Raw genomic sequence first — 22,656 nt, 5'->3', positions numbered from 1 at the left:
AGGCTTGTAAAATGGACATAACGAAATTTTGAAAGGAGCACCACCCATGACAGACTTGATGACACTTGTCGACGATGATGACCCGGGGGAACCCTATAAGGTCATGGACATGGATGACATGATCCGTGACATCCGAAAAATCATCGACAACAAAGCGTCAACGCAAGATTTAAAACAGTATCTGGAGGATCTGGAAAGTCAGATGGAATCCAAGCAGATCGTAGATCTGCAGAGTGTAGACAAAAACCAGATTCGCGCGCTCTTGATGAAACACCCCTACTTTAAGAATCCCTCGAGCTATCACATCCGGCTCGTGACCATCATGAAGTATCTCAAGAAAAAAGGTGTGGACACGAGTATCCCTGACATCGATCTGCTGGTAGACCGGATCATCCAATCGATCGAAGGGGTGGAGAAGCTCGGGTACGGTCGGTATAAACGCAAGAAGCTCTAGTTTCGGCTATAGCTTCTTTTCCAATTTTTGAAAAAGAGGTGAAACGATGGTTCAGCAGATGGTTAATCGATTCCACCGGGACTATCCGGACGCCTATGAAGCTCTCCGGGTAGACGGGGCAACGCAGGCCGATGCGTCGGGTGCCGGAGAGGCCTATGCCTACGGGCTCGACATCACTTTCGATCGGGCCTATCGTCGGCAGTCCGGCAGTTACTACACGAATCCAGAACTGGCACGACGCGTGTGCGCCGAGGGCCTCGTGGACTTTTGTCGGATCCGTTATCCGGAGCTTGGAACGAAATTTCGAAGGTTTTTCCTTGAGGGGACGCGCGATACAGAATGCCTGGTCAAGGTGGAGCCGCTGCTCTCCGGTTTGTCGGTGGCCGATCTCGCGGTGGGAACGGGGGTCTTTCCTGTGGCGCTCATCGAGGTGCTGGTCACCGCAGGTGTCCACCCGGAACGAATGGCCTTCACCTTGATCGACCTGCATCCGGAGGCCCTACAGGCAGCACGCTTTCACCTTTACCGGTTCGCAAAGCAAGAGGGGATCGATATCGAAATACGAGGGCACACCGGCGATGCACTGTTAACAGCCATCGAGGGGGGACCCTTTGATTTGGTAGTCGGCAATCCGCCATACCTCGGCGAGAAGAACAACAAGGCATATTTCCGAAAGCTGAGAACAACATCCGATTTTGCCCGGAGATATGAGGCCAAGATGGATCTGTTTTATTTTTTCGTCTACCGCGGTGTCTCTCTTCTCACCGAGAAGGGTGTGCTCTCCTTCATTACGACCAGTTATTTTCTCACGGCCACTGGTGCTCGGGCCTTCAGGGCGTTTCTCCTCAGAGAGAGCCGTTTGACCTATCTCGAGAACTTCGGTGATGAGCAGCTTTTCTCCGGAGCCAGTCTGCACAGCACGATCTTCGGCGTCACACCCTACCACGACCTCACCACGCGACAGTTAACGGAGGCTCATGAAGAAGAACTGCCGCCTGAGATGCTCTTTAGTCCTCAGGGTTATCTGGTGCTTGAGCCAGCTCCCATCAAAAGGACGCTGGGTGCGATTTGGGAGAAGCGCGGTTTTTGTCTCGGTGACCTCTACGCTGTCAACCAGGGGATCGTCACGGGTTTCGACCGCCTACGCGGACCCGATGTGGAACGCTATCCATCGATGAGGAAGGGTCAAGGCGTTTTCGTGCACGAGATGTGCGCACCAGAACTCGAGGGCTTGTCCGATCTGGGCCTTTGTCTCGTGCCCTTTTACAAGAACTCCGATCTGGGGGACTTCCGGATTGAGAAGCGTCCCTCTTACCAACTGCTTTACCTTGTGGAGGAAGAGATTCCCGATGCCCTGCGCACCTATCTATCCCCTTTCGCTGATCGACTGTCTGCAAGGCGTGAGGTGCAGCGAGGACTGCGCCACTGGTATCAGTTAACGTGGGGAAGAAAGCGAACGCTCTTCGAGGAGCCGGCGATCCTCTGCCCACAGCGGGCTCGATACAATCGCTTTGCCTATTCAGAAGGATCACACTACGGATCTGCGGATATTTACTATATCACCGGTACCTACCGTTCGCCTTATTCCCTGAGTTTTCTGCTCGGGTACTTGAACAGCTCAGTCGTCGGTTTTTGGTTGTCGCACCGTGGGAAAAGGAAGGGGGAGCTTCTTGAGCTTTACGGCAAACCCCTTTCCGAGATCCCGCTCCCCGATGCGCTGAGGGTGGAGAATCGGTTGATCACACGGGTGGAGGAGGTGGTCCATCGTCTGATCGACCGCCCGAGGGATCCTGGGTTACGCAGATCGCTCGACATTTGTTTCTACGAACTGTTCGAACTGGATGGCCCTTCCCGTGATCGGATCGATGGCCACCTTCGAGCCATGCGAGGCGTATGAGTATTGAACCGGTACAATTCGGCTATATTGCACCCAATTTAAAAACCCCAGCATCCCTTGCATTTGAGGGCGTGTGGGGTTTTTATTTATTTTGTACCGATACAATATAGATTGCTTGACCCTTTTAAGGAAGCTATACTGGTTATAAAGAATACACCAGAGGAGGTTGCACATGAAGAAAATGAATTTGAAACAATTGGTATTGGCCGGGCTGATGGCGGCCATGGTTTTGATCGGGACCATGATCATCCAGGTGCCCACACCAACGCGTGGTTACATCCACTTGGGTGACACCATCGTCATTCTTGCGGGTATCCTCCTTGGACCCGTTACCGGTGGTCTGAGCGCCGCAGTGGGTTCCTTCCTTGCCGATCTATTGTCGGGGTATGCGCACTATGCGATCCCCACTTTTCTGATCAAAGGATTCGATGCCTTTCTCGTGGGCATGATCTACCACCGCTTTATTGGTGAGGGTGAGGTCACATTGCTCAAACGCAGCCTGGTCTTTGGATCGGCGGTGCTCGCCGGCGGACTGGTGATGATCGGCGGATACTATTTTTACGAGGCACTCCTCTACGGTGCGGTTCCGGCCCTCGCGGGGATTCCCGGGAACATCACACAAGCTTTGGGCGGGGGACTGCTTGCACTTCCGATCCTGCTCGCACTGGAGAAAACCGATGCTTTTAAGCTGGCCACCCACCACAAGTAGGCGGGGTGGCCTGCTTTTTTTTTACCCATTTGTTGTAAAAATATGTAAATTATGATACATTGTGGACAGAGGTGATCCATCTGTGAAACGTCCGCTTTTGATTTTCATGCTGCTTTTCATCACCTTGGTCTACGCCGATCATGCCGGCCTCCTCTGGGTCTCCCTTGCTGTCTACTTGCTTGTGGGATTGACCTTGGCTATTCCCGCGAGGGCCCTCCTGGCAATCGTCTGCCTCGCGCTCTTGTTGATCATGTGGCCAAACGCCAAGGTCCCGGCGCCAAATGCGTCGGGCTACCTCACACGGCCTTCTCAGTTCGAGGGGACCTACCGCGTGGGGTCGTTTCTCTTAAAAGCAGAAGAACTCGCGCCTTACACCGGGCAGAAGGTCACGGTGAAGGCCGAGGATCAGGCCCCCGGTGGTGCCAGAAACCCAGGGTCATTTGACTACAGGCGCTACTTGCGATCGAAGGGCATCCTGGCGATCTCGAAAGAAGTGGAGCTTGTCTCGGCGGCGGATGGTTTGTTCACCGGGATCATCCGCTGGCGCGGTGTTTTGCTCGACACTTGGTGGCAGCTGCTCGAGGGGACCTTTGGCGTGAGAAGGGGTGCCGCTCTCTACGCGCTGCTCACCGGTGATACCGGCGGCTTCGATTCCGCTGATCTGAGGACCATGCGGGCGAGCCAGCTCGGTCATCTTTTCGCAGTCAGCGGCCTTCACGTGGGCATCGCCTTCAGCCTTGCGCGTCGGGCAAGTCTTGAGAACCGTATCCCTGGGACGGTTCTCACCCTAGGGGTCCTGGGTTTCTACTATCTGCTCGTCGGCCATTCCCTTTCTTTTCTCCGGGCAGTGGGCTTGGTGCTGGTTGCAGAACTATGCTTCTATGGTAAGCGACCCTTTGATCTCCTGTCGGCGCTGGCGCTCGTTGCCTTTCCCTTTGTCATCTTTCGTCCTAGCACTGTGGACCAGGTGGCCTTCCAGTATTCTTTCGGTGCGGTTTTGATCATCGGCCTTCTCCAGCGTTACGTAAGGAAAAAGAGGGTGCAGACCGTCGCGGTGGGGGTTGGTCTCCTTTTGACGACCTTGATGATCGGCAGCTACCATTTCCGAGGATACTCTCCTGCTGGTTATCTGATGAACCCGCTGTTGTTACCCCTTTTGCCGCTGATCATGGTGCTCCTCTGGTGCTTTCTTCTGATAGGGAATATGGTGCCACTCTTGGTCACCTGGCTGGATACTCTCGTGGGCTACATGTGGTGGGTGATTCGCATTGGCGATAACGGCTACCATTTTCTCGTGGCGCCGCCTCCGCAGGGCGTCTTGGTGGCACTGTTCGTGCTGTTGTTTCTGGCCATGGGGTTAGAGGCCGGCAGTCTCCCCCCGGTGCGAAGGGTCCTCCTCTTGCTCTGTCTCCTCCCCGTGTTAGGGGCCGGACGAACGCAGGAGGCCGAGATCATATTCTTTGATGTGGGTCATGGCGATGCCCAGCTGATCAAAACGGCGGCTGGAGAATCCATCCTGATCGACGCCGGCTCTGCACGCTCGTATACGGACCTCGGAGATCTTTTGCTTTTCCAGGGGATCGATTGTCTGGACCACTTGATTTTAAGCCATCCCCACGAAGATCACTACGGTGGTCTGGGACGTCTTGTAGCTCGCGGGATCGATGTGAAAAGGGTTTATCTATCGGAACAAACCCTATATAATAGAAGGGCGCTGATGGGACTTTTGGCCACGGCACCCCAAGCGATCCGAGTGGTGGGTAGCGATGATGGCATCGCGGCCGAGGGGGTGACAATCCGCTTCCTGCAGGCCCAGGGTGAAGAAGAACCGAATGCAGCGAGCTTGTTGACGGAAGTGACGATTGGAGACTTTCGTTTCCTAGGCACAGGGGATGCCGAAAGGCAGACGGAGCTTGCGCTGGTCGACCAGATCACATCGGGCGTCGATCTGTTGAAAGTTGCTCATCACGGGTCAAAAACGAGCAGCAGCGCTACTTTTCTCGAACGCGTGCAGCCGAAAATCGCAGTGATCTCGGCCTCGGGACGTTACGGGCTGCCGGATTCCAGCGTGCGGGACCGGCTTGATTATTTTGGTGTGACGACGCGCGTTACGGCCAATTCGGGCGCCGTAGTCCTGCGCATCTTTGAAGAGGGTTATGTACTCGATGAAGTTGGAGTTGATTGATATGGATATTTTCGCACTATACAAAGCATTAGATCAAGGCACCGTGGCGCCCGTTTACCTGATGACGGGTGAAGAACGTTATCTCTATGACCAAGTGGTCGATAAGATGCAAAGCACGCTGCTGCAGCCATCCCTGGTGACCTTCAATTTTTTAAAGTTCGGGGAGGAGGCCACCTTTGACCAGGTCACAGACGCACTGGAGACGCTTCCGATGATGGATGAGCGTAAGATCGTGGTTCTTGAACGGCAGAAAACCAGCGGAACTTTCGATCTAGCGCTACTCGAATCTTACATCGAGAGCCCCAGCGCGACCACGGTTTTCATCCTGTACCTCGCGCAAGTGGACAAACGCCGGAAGTTTTACAAAGCCTGTGCAAAGCACGGGGAAGTGGTGACCTTCGATCGGCTGACACCGCAAAAGTTGACGGGATGGCTTTCGAAGCAGTTCAAGGGACGGGGGAAGACGATCGACACCACGGCCCTTCGGTCGATGATCGATCGCACGGGCTACGCCCAGGACGGGTCCCGGGTGACCCTCTACGATCTCCAGCACCTGGTGGAGCGACTCGCCCTGGCCACCAGAGAGCCCCGCGTGACGGACGAGATGGTGATCGAAGAGGTGAAACCATCCCTTGAGCACAATATTTTTCTCTTCACCGATGCGCTGAGCGAAGGTCGGGCGAAAGATGCACTCCTGCTCTTTCACGCCTTGCTCGCCGATGGCGCTGCCGAGATGATGATCACCTACATGATCGTGCGCCAGTACCGTTTGATGAACAAGGTGGCCATACTACGGGAGGAGGGGTTCTCACCGAAACTGATCGCTGAGAAGCTCGAGATCCACCCCTACGTGGCCAAGAAACTAAGCCATCAGTCGGCAGGACGCGACCTTCCCGGCCTGAGGCGTTCTCTAGAGCTGGCGGTGCAGGTGGAGCGCGACATGAAGTCCACCCGCGTCCAACCGGTCCAGCGGATCGAACGTTTCATCTTTGAACTGGCTGGAGAAAAATAAGTTCAAAAAAGAAAAAAGGCGTGCCATTTGGCACGCTTTTTCATTCTCTCGAGAAAATGAAACGGTCTGTATGATGGGGAATATCAAACGCTCGTTCAAAGTCTTACTTGAGGGCCTGGATTCGCTTCTCCAGTCTGGAGATGCGTCGTGCAGCGTTGTTCTTATGCAGAATGTTTCTGTCTGCTGCGCGCATTGCCTTCTTTTCGAAAGACTTGAAAGCAGCGAGGGCTTCATCGTAATTCGCGGCGTCGATAGCGGCGAAGACCTTTTTCTCTGCTGATTTGATCCCCGTCTTAACGCCCTTGTTGATCGCTGTCTTCTTTTTGATGACTTTGATCTTTTTCTTAGCGGCTTTAATATTTGCCAAGTTGTTCACCTCCCCATTCGATTAACAAAAGTATTTTAACACGGGGGCAGGTAAAGTGCAAGAGAAATCATCACCTGTCGATAACTTTGGCGGTGGGTCCTGATACAAAAACGGGAGACTTTGTGTTATACTCAAGGGGAGTATGCGATTGTGACGATTTCACGATAGATAGAAGGAGGGATCGGCCCTGCGGGCCGGAACATTTATGATCAGACGAGAGAGGATTCGAAACTTTAGTATTATCGCCCATATCGACCACGGGAAGTCCACCCTGGCCGATCGGCTTATCGAGCGCACGGGTACGCTGACCGAACGCGAGATGAAAGAACAGGTGCTCGACAGCATGGATCTCGAGCGCGAGCGTGGGATCACGATCAAACTGCAGACCACGCGTTTGATCTACAAGGCACGGGATGGAGAAGAGTACATCCTGAACCTGATTGACACGCCGGGTCACGTGGACTTCACCTACGAGGTCTCTCGGTCGCTGGCGGCCTGTGAGGGTGCACTCCTCGTGGTGGACTCGACACAGGGGGTGGAGGCACAGACGCTGGCCAATGTGTATCTGGCCGACGCCCAGGGCCTCGAGATCTTCCCGGTGCTGAACAAGATTGATCTGGCGAGCTCACGTCCTGAGGAAGTCATCGAAGAGATTGAGGATCTGGTGGGCATCGTGGCGGAAGATGCCCCGAGGATCAGTGCCAAGGAAGGGCTCAACATCGATGATGTGCTCGAGGCCATCGTCAAACGCGTGCCCGCACCAACGGGAAAACCCGAAGCACCGCTCAAGGCCTTGATCTTCGATTCCTACTACGATAGTTACCGCGGTGCGGTGGCCAGCATCCGGATCCTAGAGGGAACCGTGGAAAAAGGCGACCGGATCCTGATGATGGGACAGAAGAAAACCTTTGAGGTCACGGAGGTAGGGATGTACACTCCGGCTGCAATTCCAACGGACAAGCTGGAGGCCGGCGATGTGGGTTACCTGACGGCCAGCATCAAGAACGTCAAGGAGTGTCGCGTGGGGGATACCATCACACACGTGGATCGACCCACAGAAAAGCCGCTACCCGGTTACAAACAGGCGACGCCCATGGTGTACTGTGGCCTGTATCCTGCCGAAGGTGAGCATATGGATAATATTCGAGATGCCCTGGAGAAACTCCAGCTCAACGACGCCGCCCTGACCTTCGAGCCGGAGACCAGCGCAGCCTTGGGCTACGGTTTTCGATGCGGCTTCTTGGGTCTCTTGCATCTCGAGATCATCCAGGAGCGGCTCGAACGGGAGTTTGACCTCGACATCATCGCCACGGCACCCGGCGTTATCTACCGGGTGACAAAGACCGACGGCGAGGTGATCATGGTACAGAACCCCTCGAACCTACCAGATCCCACGGTGATCGAAATCACGGAGGAACCCATCGTGGAAGCGCGGATCATGGTACCCAACGAGTACGTGGGCAACGTGATGGAGCTGTGTCAAGAGCGCAGGGGGGACATGGTCCACATGGACTACCTCGACGAGCGCCGCGTGGTGCTCGAGTATGATCTGCCTCTGAACGAGGTCATCTACGATTTCTTCGATGCTTTGAAGTCGAAGACCCGCGGCTACGGATCCCTCGACTACAAGTTCAAGGAATACAGGGTGTCGGATCTGGTCAAGATGGATATCCTGCTGAACAAAGAACCGGTGGATGCCTTCAGCTTGATCGTACACCGGTCCAAGGCTGAATCGCGCGGCAGACAGATCTGCGAGCGCCTGGCCGATGTGATCCCGCGTCAGATGTTCGCGATACCTGTACAAGCATCCATCGGCAACAAGGTCATCGCCCGGGAGACCATTCGCGCTCTGCGCAAAGATGTCCTTGCCAAATGCTACGGTGGAGATATCTCTAGAAAAAAGAAACTCCTCAAGAAACAGAAAGAGGGGAAAAAGCGGATGCGCCAGGTGGGTAATGTGGATGTGCCCCAACAGGCCTTCCTCGCGGTGCTCAAGTTCGACGAGAGCAAGTAGGTCGCGTATGCCGGGCATCTACGTACACGTTCCCTACTGCAGGGCGCGATGCGGCTACTGTGATTTTGCCTCTACCGCGGCGCTCAATTCCATGGATCTCTATCTCGAGGCCCTCCTGACGGAGGCCTCTCTTTACAGGGGGAGGATCGATACACCCTCGACCCTTTACATCGGTGGGGGAACGCCCAGCGTTCTTGGTCCAGAGCGGATCAGGCGTTTGGTGACGGGTCTAGGAGAAGCCTTCGATCTGTCGCAACTTCGGGAGTTCACTGTGGAGGTGAACCCAGAGTCGGCAACGGAAGCATTCTTGGTGGCGCTGCGTGAGGTGGGGGTCGATCGCTTGAGCATCGGACTGCAGACTCTGGATGAGGCCTTGCTGCAGCGACTCGGCAGGTTGCACGATCGGGAAACCTTCCTCGAGGTCTACCACCGAGCACGGAAGCTGGGCTTCGAGAACATCAGCTTGGATCTGATGATCGGTCTTCCAGGACAAGATCTGAAAATGCTCGATAGGACGCTCGACGAAGTGATCGAGCTCCGCCCAGAGCACATTTCCGTCTACAGTCTGAAGGTGGAGCCAGGGACACCTTTTGATCACGAGGGTGTTGTTGAGGAGGAAGAACGCGATCGTGAGATGGACCACCGTGTGGAGGCATCTTTGTTGCGTGCAGGATACGCTCGCTATGAGCTCTCGAACTATGCACTGCCCGGACGCGAGAGCAAGCATAACACCGGGTACTGGCGTCTGGAGCCCTACCTCGGGCTGGGCTTGGCATCCCACGGAGATCTCGGAACCCATCGGTACGCCAACACGTCGGATCTAGCCCGTTACATGAAGGAGCTGACCGTTCACGAGACCCTACCGATTGTTGAGCGTGAGAAGATCGATCGCAAGGAGCGCCTGTTCGAAGCGATGATCCTGGGACTTCGGTTGCAGGAGGGTATTGATCTCAGAGAGATGAAAGAGCGGTACGGCATCGATCCCCTGGCGGGCAGACGCCGTGAGGTGGAGGAACTTATGCGCGATGGTCTGCTCCTTCGCGAGGGGACACGTCTGCGCCTCACCTCCAGGGGGAGAGACCTGTCCAATCGCGTTTTTATCGTTTTCCTATAGGCCCCAGGGCCTTTTCTTTTTGCCTTGACAAGGTCCGGAGTGCATGTTATCTTATGTACAGAGGTATTAGCACTCGACATACCTGAGTGCTAACAGGAGATGATCTTATGACGATTGACGAGCGGAAACTCCGCATTCTAAAAGCCATCATCGATGATTTCGTCAGCACGGCTCATCCGGTTGGTTCCAGGACACTGGCTAAAAAATATGAACTGGGCGTGAGCTCAGCCACGATCCGGAATGAGATGGCGGATCTCGAAGAGCTCGGCTACTTGACCCAGCCGCACACATCGGCAGGGCGCATCCCATCCGAACTCGGTTACCGTTTGTACGTGGACAACCTGATGAAACAGTCGCTTCTGCGCAGCGAACAGAAGGAACTGGTCAGAAGTCTGCTCTCCAAGCGGGTGATCGAAGTAGAAGATGTGCTCAAGCAGTCTGCCAAGATCATGGCGGAACTGACGGGTCTGGTGAGTTTCGTCACCTTGCCTCAGTTTTCTAAGAGTAAGCTGGAGAATGTGAAGCTCGTCAAGATCGACGACCAGAAGGTTCTGATCATCCTGGTCTCGGACAGTGGGATCTATAAAGTGAGACCGCTTCCCCTCAAGGGTACGGATCAGTTGATTCTCGATCAGATATCGAAGTACCTCGTCAATGTGTTCTCCGGGGAATCCTTCAATGGTATCAAGATGGTCAAGCTCAGTCAGCTCAAGGCGAGGCATCCGGAATACGCCCCGATCATCGATTACTTGATACCGCTTTTGAAAACTCTTCTTTCGGAGATGGATGATCTTGACATCACTTACGATGGGACGAACAACATTTTCAACTCCCCAGAGTTTCAGGATGTGGTGAAGGCGCGGGCCCTACTGGAGAATCTCGATGGCGAGAGTGAGCTCAGCCGGATCATCCAGAGTATCGAAGAAGAAGAAATCAGCATACGGATCGGTCAGGAGATCGGTCACGAGGATTTTGATGGGTGTTCGATCATCACGGCCAAGTACCGGTTCAACGACGAGGTACGTGGTACGCTGGGGATCCTGGGGCCCACGCGCATTCGCTACGGTTCTGCCGTGAGCGTTGTTGAATACATCCGCGAGACTCTCACGGACATTTTCGCGGGCATATATTTATAGTAAGGTGGTGAAGGTTTTGATGGAAGAAAAAGAGAAGGTAAAGGACATCGATCGTGAAGAAGCGGCCGAGGTGGAACAAACCGATGTCTCGGGAGAGACAACGGAAACAGCAGAGGAGACGAGCGATCTGGGTAAGTTACAGGCAGAGGTCGACCGACAAAAGGATGCTTTCCTGCGTTTGAATGCAGAGTTTCAAAATTTTAAAAAACGCACGGAAAAGGAAAAAACGGATATCTACAAATTTGCGAATGAAAAGGTCTTTCTCGATTTGCTCGAGGTGATGGACAATGTTGAGCGTGCTGTACAAGCCTTCGAGGCAGACGAAGAGGAGAATCCGTTCTTCGGTGGGCTTCGACAGATCAAGAAGAGCTTTCAAGATATTTTCAACAAATACGGTCTCGAGCGGATTGAAGCCGTCGGGGCACCCTTTGATCCAGAACTGCATCATGCGGTGATGACGGAGGACGCGGAGGACGCGGACTCGGAAGTGGTCATTGAAGAATTGCAAAAAGGCTATACGTTGAACGGCAAAGTCATTCGACACGCGATGGTAAAAGTCGCGAAATAACGAAGGAGGAAATGAATCATGGGAAAAATTATAGGTATTGACCTCGGGACGACCAACTCTTGTGTGGCGGTCCTAGAGGGTGGAGAACCGGTTGTTATCCCCAATGCGGAGGGTAACCGTACGACACCGAGTATCGTGGCCTTCACGAAAAAAGGTGAGCGACTGGTAGGGGAAACGGCCAAGCGCCAAGCAATCACGAACCCCGATCGCACGATCGCATCAATCAAACGTGAAATGGGTCATGATTTCCACGTGGAGATCGATGGGGTCAGCCACACGCCACAGGATATCTCGGCGATGATTCTGGCCAAGTTAAAGGCCGACGCTGAGAGCTACCTCGGTGAAAAGGTGAGTGAAGCGGTCATCACGGTACCGGCTTACTTCACCGACGCCCAGCGTCAGGCGACGAAGGATGCCGGACGGATCGCGGGTCTTGAAGTTAAGCGAATCATCAACGAGCCCACGGCGGCATCGCTGTCCTATGGCCTTGATAAAATCGATCACCAGGAAAAAATTATGGTCTTCGACCTTGGCGGCGGTACCTTCGACGTATCGATCCTCGAGATCGGTGACGGTGTCTTTGAAGTACTGGCCACGAACGGTAACAACCACCTCGGTGGCGACGACTTTGACCAGGTGGTCATCGACTACCTGGCAGACACCTTCAAGAACGAGCACGGTATCGATCTGCGCAACGATCGCATGAGCCTGCAGCGTCTGAAGGAAGCGTCGGAGAAGGCGAAAAAAGAGCTCTCCTCAACGCAGAGCACGAACATCAACCTCCCCTTCATCACAGCTTCAGAAAGCGGTCCCCTTCACCTGGATATCGATCTGACCCGCGCGAAGTTCGAGCAGCTGACAAACCACCTCGTGGAAAAGACCGTCGGTCCGATGCAGAAGGCCATGGAAGACGCCGGCATCTCGGCTTCGGAAATCCAGCAGGTAATCTTGGTAGGTGGATCGACGCGTATTCCATCTGTACAGGCTGCAGTGAAGCGTATGACGAACAAAGAACCCCACAAGGGTGTGAACCCCGATGAGTGTGTGGCACTGGGTGCTGCGATCCAGGGTGGTGTGCTCTCGGGTGATGTGAACGATGTACTGCTTCTCGACGTTACACCGCTTTCTCTCGGTATCGAGACCCTGGGCGGCGTATTCACGAAGCTGATCGAACGCAACACCACGATCCCGACGAAGAAGAGCCAGATCTTCTCCACGGCCGTGGACAATCAACCGGCTGTCGATGTCCACGTCCTACAGGGTGAGCGCCCGATGGCCAAGGACAACACGACCCTCGGCCGATTCAAGCTCGATGGTATCCCGCCTGCGAAGCGCGGTGTACCGCAGATCGAGGTCACCTTTGATATTGATGCGAACGGTATCGTGAACGTGAGTGCCAAGGATCTTGGTACCAACAAGACACAGCACATCACGATCACGGCTACGACGAATCTCTCGGAAGAAGAGATCAATGATAAGGTGAAGGAAGCCGAGAAATTCGCGGAGCAGGACAAGGTGGAGAAGGAAAAGGCGGAAGCCCGCAACCAAGGTGACTCTCTCGTCTACGAAGTGGAAAAGGCCCTCGAAGACTTGAAGGATGAAATATCTGCCGAAGAGAAATCCGATATCGAAGGCAAAGTAGCTGACCTGAAGCAAGCACTCGAGGCAGATGAGCTCGAGGCAATCAAAGCTGCTACTGAAGCGTTGACCAATGCATTCCAACCGATCGCACAGAAGATCTACGAGAAGAATGCACAGCAGGCGAACGCCTCTGAAGCCGGAGCTGCTGAAGGTGCGGCACCAGAAGACGATGTCGTTGATGCGGATTACGAAGTCGTTGACTAAAGTCAATACAAGGCACCCAAGGGTGCCTTCTTGGCTTGAGAGAAAGGTGGTATCATGAGTAAAAAAGACTATTACGAGGTCCTGGGTGTCTCCCGGGACGCCGATGAGGCGGCGATCAAGAAGGCCTATCGGAAGCTCGCGATGAAATACCACCCTGACAGGAATCCCGACGACAAAGAGGCGGAGCAGATGTTCAAGGAAGCCAACGAAGCGTACGAGGTGCTCAGCAACGCAGAGAAGCGCAATTTGTACGACCAGTTCGGTCATGCTGGCGTCAACCAGAACATGGGTGGCGGCGGTGCCGGTGGCTTCGGCGGTGGCTTCGGTGGTTTCGAAGATATCATCAACGAAATGTTCGGCGGTGGCTTCGGCGGATTCTCCTCTGGACGTCGACGCAACGGGCCTGTCAAGGGAAGAGACATCAATGTTGAGGTCACCTTGACCTTCGAAGAGGCAGCTTTCGGTGCGTCGCAGACGATCGAGTACTACCGCACGGAAGAATGTGAAACCTGCGGTGGTTCGGGAGCAGAACCCGGTAGCAAGGTAGAAACGTGTTCAACCTGTAACGGTACCGGGGAAGTGCGATATGCCCAGCGGAGTCTCTTTGGCGAGACGATCTCCGTGCGTCCCTGCGAGACCTGCGGAGGCAAGGGCGAGGTCTTTGAAAATGCCTGTCACACCTGTAAGGGCAAGGGTCGCGTGAAGAAAAAGCGTCAGCTCGATATCAAGATTCCCGCCGGTATCTTCTCGGGGGCGCAAATGGCCATCCGCGGCGAGGGAGACCTCGGTCAGAAGGGTGGTCCACGGGGAGACGTGAACGTCCTCATCCGCGTGGCACGACATGAGATCTTCAAGCGCGATGGCGACGATGTGTTCTGCGAGATTCCGATCTCCTTTACACAGGCGACGCTCGGGGCCGAGATCGTGGTGCCCACCCTCGATGGCAAGATCAAGTTCAAGATTCCCGAGGGTACGGAGAGTGGCAAGCAGTTCCGTCTCAAGGGCAAGGGGATCCAAGTGCTCAACGGATACGGTCGCGGCGATCAGTATGTGCGCGTCTACGTGGAGATTCCCCAGAATCTGACCCGTGCCCAGAAGGATGCGCTGAAGGCGTATGCCAAGGCCATGGGCGAGGAGATCAACGAGAAGAATATTCTCGATAAAGTAAAGGATAAATTCAGTTAGGAGGATCCCCATTAGGGGGTCCTTTTTTCTTGCGACAGACCTAGTGAAGTGATATGATGGGTTGATGATAATTTATGAACTTTAGAAAAAGGTGATAGCATGGATTACATGGAGTATTTATTGTATATTGACCCGTCGGTCGTCGAAGAAGTGTCCGGTGCCCTGGTGAACCTCGGAATCGAGGGCCTCGTGATCGAAGATCCGAAAGAGCTCGATCACCTGCAGGATAATCCCGACCGGTGGGATTACCTCGATGAAAACCTCGGCTACGATCACGATGAGGTGCTGATCAAGTGTTATATTGCAAAAGACGATAGTGATCTCATGGAGGATCTGGAGGCCTATTTCGAAGTGGCGCCGGGTCTTGTCGAAGCGGTCAAGCAACCGATGGCGGGTAAGAACTGGGCGGAGGCATGGAAAGTGCACTTTAAGTCCTTTCGCGTGGGCAAGCGTCTGTTCATCAAACCGACCTGGGAAACCGTGGAGGCCGCACCCGGTGAGGTGGTCGTGGAGATTGACCCCGGTGGGGCCTTCGGCTCGGGTACACACGAGACCACGGCGCTTTGTCTAGAGGTGATCGAGCGCGTGGTAAACTCCGGTGACCGCGCCCTCGATATCGGATGTGGTAGCGGGATCCTGGGTCTCGCTGCAGCGCATCTCGGGGCCGCGGAGGTCCTGGGCATCGAGATTGATGAAGAAGCGGTGCGCACCGCGCGGGAGAATGTCTTGGCCAACGGTCTGTCCGATCGTGTTGAGATTCGCAAGGGAGACCTTTTCAGCGGTGTGGGTGATAACTACGATCTGATCTTCTCGAACATCATTGCCGATGTGATCATCGACCTATCTCCCGTTACGGCAGCGTACCTTAAAAGCGATGGTCTGTGGCTTGTTTCTGGCATCTTGGATCGCCGTGTGGAAGAGGTCATTGCGGCCGTTACCCGGAACGGGTGGCACGTGCGCGAGAAGCACCTCGCCGGTGAGTGGTACGCCTTGACCCTGGAGGTGGATCCGCATGCATAGCGTGTTCATCGACCGACGACCGGATGAAGAGGGCCACGTGGCCATCACATCGCCGGAGGATGTGCACCACCTGCGGGATGTGCTCAGGATCGTGGCTGGTGATGCGATCGAAGTGGTCTTCTCGGGAACGCGGTACCGCGTAGTCATCGAAGGGGTGGAGGAGACGATCCACGGTCACGTGGTCGAGACGGTCCTAACCACAACGGAGTCACCGCTGGTGATGGATCTTTACCAGGGACTGGCCAAGGGTGAAAAAATGGAATGGGTCCTTCAGAAGGGTGTGGAGCTCGGACTGGGCTCCTATTTTCCCGTGTCCACGAAGCGGTCGGTCGTCAAGTTGACAGGCCAGAAGGCAGAAAAGAAAGTTGAACGGTGGCAACGGATTGCAGAGGCCGCCGGAAAACAGTCGAAGCGTCTGGTGCTCACCGAAGTCGGTCCCGTACTGGATCTGCCGGCGGTGATCGAGCGGATCGCCGCCTACGATCTCTTCCTCGTGGCCTATGAAGGGTCACGCGATCGCTCCCTCAAGGAGCTGCTGAGCGCCGTGGAGAAGCCCACCACGCGCGTTGGGTGCTTCGTGGGCCCAGAGGGTGGTTTTGCTGATGATGAGATTGAAGCGCTCGAGTCCGCCGGTGCCCATGTGGTGGGACTCGGGCCCAGGATCCTGAGGACGGAGACGGCACCTTTGGTGCTCCTATCGATCCTCGGATGGGAATGGGGAGATTTATCTTGAATAAAACCGTTGCCTTTCACACGTTAGGGTGTAAGGTAAATCAATATGAAACAGAAGCAATGATCGGTCTTTTTGAAAAAGAAGGCTATGATGTGGTCGCGTGGTCGGACCGGGCCGATGTCTACGTGGTGAACACCTGCACGGTGACGAACATCGGTGATCGCAAATCCAGACAGTTCCTCCGGCAGGCGAAGGGGAACAATCCCGACGCGCTGGTGGTGGCCGTGGGTTGCTATGCCCAGGTGGCCGGTGAAGTGCTGGCCTCCATCGAGGAGGTGGATCTGATCCTGGGGACCAACGAGAAATCCAAGATCCTCGCTTACATCGAGAGCGTCGATCGGGAGCGGAACCAGGTGCACCCCGTCTCCCCTGGAGATGATTTCGACGATCTGTTCCTCGATCGCCTATCGGAAACCACACGGGCCTTTGTCAAAGTTCAGGATGGTTGCAATCAGTTCTGCAGTTACTGCATTATCCCCTACGCGCGGGGCCCCATCCGCAGCAGAGCCCTCAACCAGGTGCTAGGGGAGGTAGAGCGTCTGGCAGCCCAAGGGGTTCGCGAGTTCGTTATGACGGGGATTCACATCGCTTCCTATGGACTCGATAACAAGGGCCCCGGTCTGATCGAACTGCTCGAGGCGGTGGATGCCGTAGCGGGCGTGGAACGCCTGCGCCTGAGTTCCCTGGAACCGCGGCTTGTGACACCGGCCTTCGTCCAAAGGCTATCGGCCCTCGACAGCCTCTGCCCGCATTTCCACCTGTCCCTGCAGTCTGGAGACGATGGTGTCCTCAGCACCATGAACCGCCGGTACACCACTAAGGAGTACGCTGAAGCCATCGCGCTGCTCAGGGCACATTTTGCAGATCCGGCGATCACCACCGACGTGATCGTGGGCTTTCCAGGTGAGACGGAGGAGGCTTTCGAACGCACGATGGCCTTTGTAGAGTCCATCGGCTTCTCTGAGTTACACGTGTTTAAGTACTCTCCCAAGGAAGGGACGCCAGCGGCCAAGATGAAGAACCAACTACCGGGCACGGTCAAGTCCGATCGTTCGAAGCGATTGATCGCTTTGGGTGATGAAAGCAGGCGTCGGTATCTACAACGGCAAGCGGGCACGTGTCACGTGATTTTGGTGGAAGCTTCCGAAGAACTCGGTGCAAGCGGCTACTCCGAAAACTACCTGAGAGTACGGATCCCCGAGGTCCAGGCACAGCCTGGTGACCTCCTAGCCGTGGAAATTCAGTCGGTATCGTCTGAAGAACTACTGGGCAGCCTCTTGTAACTCTGGTATAATGAGCACAACCCTTGAGAAAAGGAGGTGGGAACCGTGACGGATTGTATCTTTTGTAAAATTGCCGAGAAAGAGATCCCGGCCGATGTGGTTTACGAGGACGATCGGGCTTTGGCCTTTCGTGATCTGAATCCCCAGGCCCCGACCCACGTTCTGATCATACCGAAGGTGCACATCGGCTCTCTAGATGCCGCATCGGCTGAACAGGTAGAGCTCTTGGGGTACCTGCAGATGGTCGCGCGTGATCTTGCACGCGAGCTCAATCTTGCACAGGAGGGCTATCGTGTGGTCAACAACTGCGGCGAGGCCGGAGGACAGACGGTAGAGCATCTGCACTATCATTTGTTGGGTGGTCGTAACATGCAGTGGCCTCCAGGTTAAATTTAGCTTGAAAACACCCACCTAACAGTGTATAATGGGTGAGTGTTTCCTCTCCGAAGAATACATCGTGTTCAACCGGAGCAATAGATCAACACGGAGGGAGGGGAGTCCCGATGTCTAAAGTAGACTTAAAGAAAAACGAATCCATCGATAGCGCTTTACGACGATTCAAGCGAGAAACGTCAAAGGACGGAGTCATGAATGAGGTCAAGAAACGACGTCATTACGAAAAGCCCAGCGTTAAACGCAAGAAAAAGTCAGAAGCGGCTAAAAAGAAAAAGTACTAGCGAAGGAGTGATTGCCCTATGGCGATCAACGAACGCCTGATGCAAGATCTGAAGGTAGCCATGCGTGAAAAGGACACTTTGAAGAAGTCTGTCATCACGATGCTACGCGCCGCCATCAAGCAGATGGAGGTCGACAGTCGCCAAGAGGTGACCGACGAGATGGTCCACGAGATCATCGCAAAGCAGATCAAGCAGAAGAAAGGCGCAATCGAAGACTTTGATAAAGCCGATCGACAGGACTTGGTAGAGGAAGCACGCGCTGAAATTGAGGTGCTGATGGCCTACCTACCGGAGCAAATGTCGAAGGATGAAATTCGCGAATTGGTCGATCAGACCATCTCCGAAACGGGCGCAAGCTCGATGAAGGATATGGGCAAGGTGATGGGCGCTCTGGTTGAAAAGACCAAGGGTCGCGCGGATAATGGCCTCGTCTCTAAAATCGTTCGCGAAAAACTAAACGCATAAGCACAAGAGCTGTCCATCCGGGCAGCTTTTTTTCGCCTTGACCCATGAGGGGTCCGACCTGTGGTACAATAAAGAATAGAGAATAATTTTAATGGACAGTGCCAATAGAAGAGGAAGTGATCTTTTTGTCCCTGACGACGGAACGCAAACTACCCATTCGTGATACGGAGTGGCTGGCTGCGATCTTTGGCAATCTCGATGAACACGCAAAGCTCATCGAAAGAACGTATGATGTGGTCTTGACCGCCCGCGACGAGGGGTTGTCCATCGTGGGAGAGCCCAGGCAGATCGACAAGGCGGCCGAGGTCATCACCGCGCTTCTCGAGAGCCTCGAGCGTGGAGAAGAGATCGATGACCAGCGCCTGCGCTACACGATGAGCTCGGTGGACGAGGGCGATTCGCAAGATCTCGGTACACTGGATGATTCTGTGATCGTGATGACCCACGGGGGCAAGCCTGTCAAGCCCAAGACCCTCGGTCAGAAGCGCTATTTTGAGACCATACAGAACCATGTGCTCACCTTCGGCATCGGACCTGCGGGGACGGGCAAGACCTACATGGCCGTTGCCATGGCCGTTCGCGCCTTTAAGAACCACGAGGTCAACCGCATTGTGATCACACGCCCCGCCGTGGAGGCTGGAGAAAGCCTGGGCTTTTTACCGGGCGATTTGCACTCGAAAGTAGGTCCCTACCTGAGACCCTTACACGATGCACTTTACGATATTTTAGGTCCTGATACCTATATCAAATTCAAGGAGCGGGGCTTGGTAGAAGTGGCACCGCTCGCCTACATGCGCGGTCGGACACTAGACGATAGCTTTATCATTCTGGACGAAGCCCAGAACACGACGAAAGAACAGATGAAAATGTTCCTCACGCGATTCGGCTTCGGATCGAAGGTCGTGGTCAACGGAGACATCACCCAGATTGACCTGCCCACGGGACGAAAGAGCGGACTCATCCATGCCCTGGAGGTTCTGCAGCACGTGGATGAGATCGGCGTGACCCGCCTGACCAAGCGCGACGTAGTCAGACACAATCTCGTGCGCAAGATTATCGCCGAGTATGAAAAATCAGAGAAGAAACAGACGACCCAGAGGTCGCAGAAAGAGAGGCGCCGATGATGGAGATTAGTTTCATCGACGATCAGAAGATAATCACGCTCGATCACGAGGTGGAGACCCTGATCGAAGCATGCCTGTTGAAGGCACTGGAGATCGAGGGTATCGAGGTCCCCGTAGAGATAAGCGTGGTCTTCGTGGACGATGAGAAAATCGCCGGCCTCAACCTCGCTTATCGCGAGAAAGAGGGCCCCACGGATGTGCTCAGTTTTCCCCAGGAAGAAGCACCACACGAGGTAGATACAAGAGAAGGGATGCTTGTCCTCGGTGATATTGTCATAAGCGTGGAGCGGGCCGCCGCACAGGCAAAGGCCTTCGATCATTCCCTCGAACGTGAAATCTCCTACCTGGCCACCCATTCCATTTTTCACCTGCTCGGTTACGACCACATGGAGAAAGAGGAAAAGGTGCGGATGCGCGAGAAAGAGGAGGCCGTTCTCTCGGCCCTGGGAATCTTGAGGGAGTCGGGTTATGTGGAGTAGCCGCTGGAGATTGTTCCCCCTACTCTTGGGTGCCATCCTGTTCATCGCAGGATGTGCCGGGTCAGAAGAACCGGCACCCCCGGTGGAGACGCCGGAGCCCGAGCCCGTTGCGGTTGTTGAACCCGCACCGGAAGCCGAGCCGGACCCTGCACCATTACCCGAACCGGAGCCCACAGGCCCACAGGCGCCGCTTACCGGTGTACCAACGGATGAAGAGCTCCAGCGGTCGATCGCCGTTCAGTTTGACAATCACTTCGGTGCGAGACCCCAGAGTGGGCTCGCCAGGGCCGATGTGGTCTATGAAATTCTTGCAGAGGGCAGAATCACGCGCTACATGGCGGTCTTTCACAGCGAGATGCCCGAGATCATCGGGCCAGTGCGTAGCACGAGACCCTATTTCATCGATGCGGCCCTCCCCTTTGATCCCCTTTATGTGCACGTGGGTGGTTCTATGCAGGGCCTCACGGATGTGATCAACCTGAAGATGGCCGATATCGATGCGCTCAGCTCCGGTGGCGGTGTCTTCTGGCGAGAGAAACACAAGAAGATTCCCCACAATATGTACACCAACCCGGAGGTCATTTACGCAGAGGCGGACCGCAAGGGATTTCGGACGACTTATGACGTGGACTTCCTCCATTTTGAGAAGAATCCCGGTGCATTGGAGGAGGCGGGCACGACACTTCAGGTGGTCTACAAGACCCCTTCTTCAGCAGATCCCGTTGGCTATGTGGCTCGCTGGGTATATGATGAAGAAGAGGGCGCCTATGTGCGCTGGGTCAACGGTGAACCGCATGTCGATGAGATCGATGGTGAACCGCTGGTCTTTGAGAATGTGCTGGTGCAGTTCACCTCCCACAGAATTATCGATGACGTGGGACGTCGTCAGCTGGGCACGGTGGGCACTGGTGAAGGGTTCTTTTATCGCGATGGGATGCGCGAGCCGGTGACCTGGGAGAAAAGCTCCCGCAGGGAACCGACGAGATGGACAGATGTTCATGGGGAACCGATCGTGGCGAAGCCGGGCAAAACCTTCGTTCAGATCGTAGAAACGGGACGTGAGATTACAGAATGAGGTGCTTTTGATGAAGAATAGAGAACTAATCGATAAGGCTTACGAGGCCATGGAGAATGCCTACGTGCCCTATTCGCAATTCAAGGTGGGGGCAGCGCTCCTTGCGAAAAGCGGAAAGGTGTACACAGGTTGCAACATCGAATCGGCTTCCTTTGGCGCGACCAACTGTGCCGAGCGAACGGCGATCTACAAGGCTGTGAGTGAGGGCGAAAAGGAATTTTCGAAAATTGCCATCGTCTCCCACACCCATGAAGAGACCTACCCCTGCGGCATCTGTCGGCAGGTGATGGCCGAGTTTTCGGAACATCGCGATCTTGAGATCATCTTAGATGATGGCAAGGGAGGGGAAAAAGTGTTTACGATTGACGAGCTGCTTCCCGCGGCATTCACAAAGAAGGATATGGAATAGGAGGACGTATGTCCAAGTTTAAATCAGGGTTCGTGACCGTAATCGGTCGACCCAACGTAGGAAAGTCAACATTGATCAATGCCCTCGTGGGTCAAAAAGTGGCCATCATGAGCGACAAACCGCAGACGACGCGTAACAAGATCCACGCGGTGTACAATGAAAACGACCTCCAGGTGGTTTTCCTCGATACACCGGGCCTGCATAAACCCAAGAACAAATTGGGTGAGTACATGGTCAAGACCGCCCTCGACACCTTGAGAGAAGTGGACCTGATCTTTTTCATGGTCGACGAGTCACCGAAGATTGGACCGGGTGATGCTTACATCATGGAGCAGTTGCGCGAGGTGAAGACGAAGAAAATTCTGATCATCAACAAGGTGGATCTGCTTTCGCCGGAAAACCACATGAGACTGCTGGAGAGCTACAAAGAGATGGATCTTTTCGACGACATCTTGAGCGTGAGTGCCCTCACGGGGAAGAACTTCCCCTTTATCAAGCAGGTCTTGCGAGAGAATATGCCGGAGGGGCCTCAGTACTATCCCGACGGTATGATATCGGACCAACCGGAGCGAGCAATCGTGGGTGAGATCATCCGCGAAAAATTGCTACACTATCTAGACCAGGAGGTTCCCCATGGGATCGCCGTCCTAGTCGATCGCATCGAGAAGCGAGAGGAACAGGAAATCCTAGATATCGAGGCGACGATCATCTGTGAGCGTGAATCCCACAAGGGAATCATCATCGGTAAAGGTGGTCGTAAGCTCAAGGGTGTGGGTAAAAGCGCACGGCAGGAGATGGAGGTCCTCTTGGGATCGAAGGTTTATCTCGATATCTGGGTGAAGGTGAAGCCCAAATGGCGTAATGACGCCAGTAGTCTCAAGAACTACGGTTACAGATAAGAAAGC

At 54.6% G+C, this 22,656-nt stretch carries 23 protein-coding genes; 22 read left to right on the top strand and 1 reads right to left on the bottom strand.

Features of this window, described 5'->3' with window-relative positions; all coding sequences use genetic code 11:
* The first annotated feature begins 46 nt into the window (after positions 1 to 46).
* The 5 genes from ACULM0_RS04810 to holA all read left to right on the top strand — a co-directional run bounded on the left by ACULM0_RS04810 (position 47) and on the right by holA (position 6,257).
* Positions 47 to 454 (top strand): hypothetical protein, encoded by a 408-nt coding sequence (locus ACULM0_RS04810; protein ID WP_463679330.1) that lies wholly within the window; start codon positions 47 to 49, stop codon positions 452 to 454.
* Positions 455 to 500: 46 nt separating this feature from the next.
* Positions 501 to 2,351, top strand: coding sequence for an Eco57I restriction-modification methylase domain-containing protein (locus tag ACULM0_RS04805; RefSeq protein ID WP_463679329.1), 1,851 nt, complete (start codon positions 501 to 503; stop codon positions 2,349 to 2,351).
* 172 nt (positions 2,352 to 2,523) lie between these two features.
* Positions 2,524 to 3,060 carry an ECF transporter S component gene (locus tag ACULM0_RS04800; protein ID WP_463679328.1) on the top strand — a complete coding sequence of 179 codons (537 nt, stop codon included), beginning with the start codon at positions 2,524 to 2,526 and terminating at the stop codon, positions 3,058 to 3,060.
* A gap of 82 nt (positions 3,061 to 3,142) precedes the next feature.
* Positions 3,143 to 5,245: a DNA internalization-related competence protein ComEC/Rec2 gene (locus ACULM0_RS04795; protein ID WP_463679327.1), complete on the top strand. Its 2,103-nt coding sequence runs from the start codon at positions 3,143 to 3,145 to the stop codon at positions 5,243 to 5,245.
* Between the two features lies 1 nt (position 5,246).
* Positions 5,247 to 6,257, top strand: coding sequence for a DNA polymerase III subunit delta (gene holA, locus ACULM0_RS04790; protein WP_463679326.1), 1,011 nt, complete (start codon positions 5,247 to 5,249; stop codon positions 6,255 to 6,257).
* 103 nt (positions 6,258 to 6,360) lie between these two features.
* Here the strand turns inward: holA and rpsT are convergent, their stop codons facing one another.
* Complete coding sequence (rpsT, locus tag ACULM0_RS04785; RefSeq protein ID WP_463679325.1) at positions 6,361 to 6,624, bottom strand: 30S ribosomal protein S20; 264 nt, start codon at positions 6,622 to 6,624, stop codon at positions 6,361 to 6,363.
* A gap of 205 nt (positions 6,625 to 6,829) precedes the next feature.
* Here rpsT and lepA point away from each other — a divergent pair, with 205 nt between their 5' ends.
* From lepA to era, 17 genes are all read left to right on the top strand, one after another.
* Positions 6,830 to 8,638 carry a translation elongation factor 4 gene (lepA, locus tag ACULM0_RS04780; protein WP_463679324.1) on the top strand — a complete coding sequence of 603 codons (1,809 nt, stop codon included), beginning with the start codon at positions 6,830 to 6,832 and terminating at the stop codon, positions 8,636 to 8,638.
* 7 nt (positions 8,639 to 8,645) lie between these two features.
* Positions 8,646 to 9,752, top strand: a complete 1,107-nt coding sequence (gene hemW / locus ACULM0_RS04775) for a radical SAM family heme chaperone HemW (RefSeq protein ID WP_463679323.1) — start codon at positions 8,646 to 8,648, stop codon at positions 9,750 to 9,752.
* A 107-nt stretch (positions 9,753 to 9,859) separates the two neighbouring features.
* On the top strand, positions 9,860 to 10,888 hold the full coding sequence (gene hrcA / locus ACULM0_RS04770) for a heat-inducible transcriptional repressor HrcA (protein WP_463679322.1): 1,029 nt from the start codon (positions 9,860 to 9,862) through the stop codon (positions 10,886 to 10,888).
* A 19-nt stretch (positions 10,889 to 10,907) separates the two neighbouring features.
* Positions 10,908 to 11,456: a nucleotide exchange factor GrpE gene (grpE, locus tag ACULM0_RS04765; protein WP_463679853.1), complete on the top strand. Its 549-nt coding sequence runs from the start codon at positions 10,908 to 10,910 to the stop codon at positions 11,454 to 11,456.
* An 18-nt stretch (positions 11,457 to 11,474) separates the two neighbouring features.
* Positions 11,475 to 13,301 carry a molecular chaperone DnaK gene (dnaK, locus tag ACULM0_RS04760; RefSeq protein WP_463679321.1) on the top strand — a complete coding sequence of 609 codons (1,827 nt, stop codon included), beginning with the start codon at positions 11,475 to 11,477 and terminating at the stop codon, positions 13,299 to 13,301.
* A gap of 54 nt (positions 13,302 to 13,355) precedes the next feature.
* On the top strand, positions 13,356 to 14,486 hold the full coding sequence (gene dnaJ, locus ACULM0_RS04755; RefSeq protein WP_463679320.1) for a molecular chaperone DnaJ: 1,131 nt from the start codon (positions 13,356 to 13,358) through the stop codon (positions 14,484 to 14,486).
* A gap of 99 nt (positions 14,487 to 14,585) precedes the next feature.
* Positions 14,586 to 15,506, top strand: coding sequence for a 50S ribosomal protein L11 methyltransferase (gene prmA / locus ACULM0_RS04750; protein ID WP_463679319.1), 921 nt, complete (start codon positions 14,586 to 14,588; stop codon positions 15,504 to 15,506).
* The gene (locus tag ACULM0_RS04745; RefSeq protein WP_463679318.1) at positions 15,499 to 16,239 is read left to right on the top strand and encodes an RsmE family RNA methyltransferase; all 741 of its coding nucleotides are present in this window, start codon (positions 15,499 to 15,501) and stop codon (positions 16,237 to 16,239) included. Before prmA ends, ACULM0_RS04745 begins: the two co-directional genes overlap by 8 nt.
* Complete coding sequence (gene mtaB / locus ACULM0_RS04740) at positions 16,236 to 17,522, top strand: tRNA (N(6)-L-threonylcarbamoyladenosine(37)-C(2))-methylthiotransferase MtaB (RefSeq protein ID WP_463679317.1); 1,287 nt, start codon at positions 16,236 to 16,238, stop codon at positions 17,520 to 17,522. Before ACULM0_RS04745 ends, mtaB begins: the two co-directional genes overlap by 4 nt.
* A 45-nt stretch (positions 17,523 to 17,567) precedes the next feature.
* A complete protein-coding gene (locus tag ACULM0_RS04735) occupies positions 17,568 to 17,912 on the top strand; it encodes a histidine triad nucleotide-binding protein (protein ID WP_463679316.1) in 345 nt (114 codons plus the stop codon).
* A gap of 113 nt (positions 17,913 to 18,025) precedes the next feature.
* Positions 18,026 to 18,199 carry a 30S ribosomal protein S21 gene (rpsU, locus tag ACULM0_RS04730; protein ID WP_463679315.1) on the top strand — a complete coding sequence of 58 codons (174 nt, stop codon included), beginning with the start codon at positions 18,026 to 18,028 and terminating at the stop codon, positions 18,197 to 18,199.
* 18 nt (positions 18,200 to 18,217) lie between these two features.
* Positions 18,218 to 18,664, top strand: coding sequence for a GatB/YqeY domain-containing protein (locus tag ACULM0_RS04725; RefSeq protein ID WP_463679314.1), 447 nt, complete (start codon positions 18,218 to 18,220; stop codon positions 18,662 to 18,664).
* Positions 18,665 to 18,789: 125 nt separating this feature from the next.
* The gene (locus ACULM0_RS04720; protein ID WP_463679313.1) at positions 18,790 to 19,788 is read left to right on the top strand and encodes a PhoH family protein; all 999 of its coding nucleotides are present in this window, start codon (positions 18,790 to 18,792) and stop codon (positions 19,786 to 19,788) included.
* On the top strand, positions 19,785 to 20,267 hold the full coding sequence (ybeY, locus tag ACULM0_RS04715) for an rRNA maturation RNase YbeY (protein WP_463679312.1): 483 nt from the start codon (positions 19,785 to 19,787) through the stop codon (positions 20,265 to 20,267). Before ACULM0_RS04720 ends, ybeY begins: the two co-directional genes overlap by 4 nt.
* Complete coding sequence (locus tag ACULM0_RS04710) at positions 20,257 to 21,342, top strand: DUF3048 domain-containing protein (protein WP_463679311.1); 1,086 nt, start codon at positions 20,257 to 20,259, stop codon at positions 21,340 to 21,342. The genes ybeY and ACULM0_RS04710 overlap by 11 nt, the downstream gene beginning before the upstream one ends.
* A gap of 10 nt (positions 21,343 to 21,352) precedes the next feature.
* Entirely contained in the window at positions 21,353 to 21,751 is a 399-nt protein-coding gene (locus ACULM0_RS04705; protein WP_463679310.1) for a cytidine deaminase, read from the top strand.
* 8 nt (positions 21,752 to 21,759) lie between these two features.
* Positions 21,760 to 22,650: a GTPase Era gene (gene era, locus ACULM0_RS04700; protein ID WP_463679309.1), complete on the top strand. Its 891-nt coding sequence runs from the start codon at positions 21,760 to 21,762 to the stop codon at positions 22,648 to 22,650.
* The last annotated feature ends 6 nt before the right edge of the window (positions 22,651 to 22,656 follow it).

It is taken from the genome of Halotolerantifilum yawarlongkerapense (assembly GCF_054506745.1).
Note: the sequence above shows the minus strand (reverse complement) of the source record. Positions and strands in the feature narration are given on the sequence as shown.